Source organism: Haloferula rosea (assembly GCF_016595525.1).
In the GTDB taxonomy this organism is placed as follows: Bacteria; Verrucomicrobiota; Verrucomicrobiia; order Verrucomicrobiales; family Akkermansiaceae; genus Haloferula; species Haloferula rosea.
In genome coordinates this window covers 1-1,319 of sequence record NZ_JAENII010000043.1, presented here as the reverse complement: position 1 = coordinate 1,319, position 1,319 = coordinate 1, and the positions used below count along the sequence as shown (strand labels likewise).

Genomic DNA, 1,319 nt, shown 5'->3' with positions numbered 1-1,319 from the left:
TGGCTTCAGATGGTAGTTTCGTTTCATTTCTGGTATTCCTACAGGGGACTTGAACCCCATTTACAACGCGCCCATGCTGGGCACACACAAGTCGCAGCACCGCAACCGCCTGACCCGCTCCGAGTCGAAATTTTCAGATGACTAGAACCCTTAACCTCGAGTCAATGCGCGGCTGCCATCAGGCGGTTGGTGTGCTTTGACGTTGGCCAAGAATAAGATGCCTATCAAAATGATTTCTCGTTCCTTTGCCGCCGTCGTGATCGTTGCCTCCTTGGTGGGATGCACGAAGAAGAAGATGCGTTACGAGTCCGCGAGCATGGAGCCTGCCATCAAAAGTGGCGAAGTCATTTACGTGGACTTGAAGGCATACTCTGGGGTCGGACCGATTCGGTGGGACGTCGTGGTGTTCGAGTCTCCCGTTGGAGGCGGTGGACATTGGGCATCAAGGGTGGTTGGCCTACCGGGCGAGACTATCGACATCCGTTCTGGCAACGTTGTGATCGACGGGAAGGAAGAGACACTCCCGCCGCGCTTAAGCATCGGAGGCTACAAGCTACCGAAGGGTGACTTGGCTTCGAGTGCGCCTGGACCAGTTTCATTCCCTTTCAAGATCCCAGCGGGCAGCTATTTCGTTCTCGGTGACAACGTGGGTAATGCATTGGACAGCCGCTATTGGGGTGGTTTGGATGACGCGAAGATCTTGGGGAAGGTCCCCGGCAAGTAGCAAAAACAACCAAGGCCAACAAGCCGTGGATGGCAACCCCCACTAGCCCCTTTGTTAGCGATGACTTCTCCTAGTTACAACCCCAACCCCGCGTTCGACGTTGGCCCCCGCTAGTGGGGTTGCCATCACTTTGGACGTTGGGCAAGAAATGAAGACTACACAGGATTCGATAGCTCGTCAGATTCCGTGGGATCTCGCCTTTGCTTCAGGGATTCCCCTGTTCCTGTTTATAGCCGTCGTTGGTGGGCTCTTCTCTCTTCCCGCAGTATTGCTCGGATACATGATCTCTGTGGCTTGCATCACCGCGATCTCTGGCGCAGGGCTCATGACTTGGGCGAAGATTCCTCAGTATCGGGCGGGGCACTTCTTCCGTCTCGGATGTGGCGGCGTAGATTGCAGTCACCGGCGAGCCTACTGGATCGGCTTGGGGGTCTCATTCGCGTCAATAGTCGTCGCTGCAGTCCTCCTCGGGTTGCTGTGGCTCAAAGGGTGAAACCGACAAGCCCAATCGGGTCCCGGGGAGTGATTAGCTCCCCGGTCCCACACCACCCTGCGTACGGCTCCGTACAGGGCGGTTCCAATCAGACTCGGGCAT

1 protein-coding gene is annotated in these 1,319 nt (G+C 56.3%); it reads left to right on the top strand.

Annotated elements, in window-relative coordinates:
* Window positions 1–202 precede the first annotated feature (202 nt).
* Window positions 203–724 (top strand): signal peptidase I, encoded by a 522-nt coding sequence (gene lepB / locus JIN81_RS18750; RefSeq protein ID WP_200283612.1) that lies wholly within the window; start codon window positions 203–205, stop codon window positions 722–724.
* Window positions 725–1,319 lie beyond the last annotated feature (595 nt).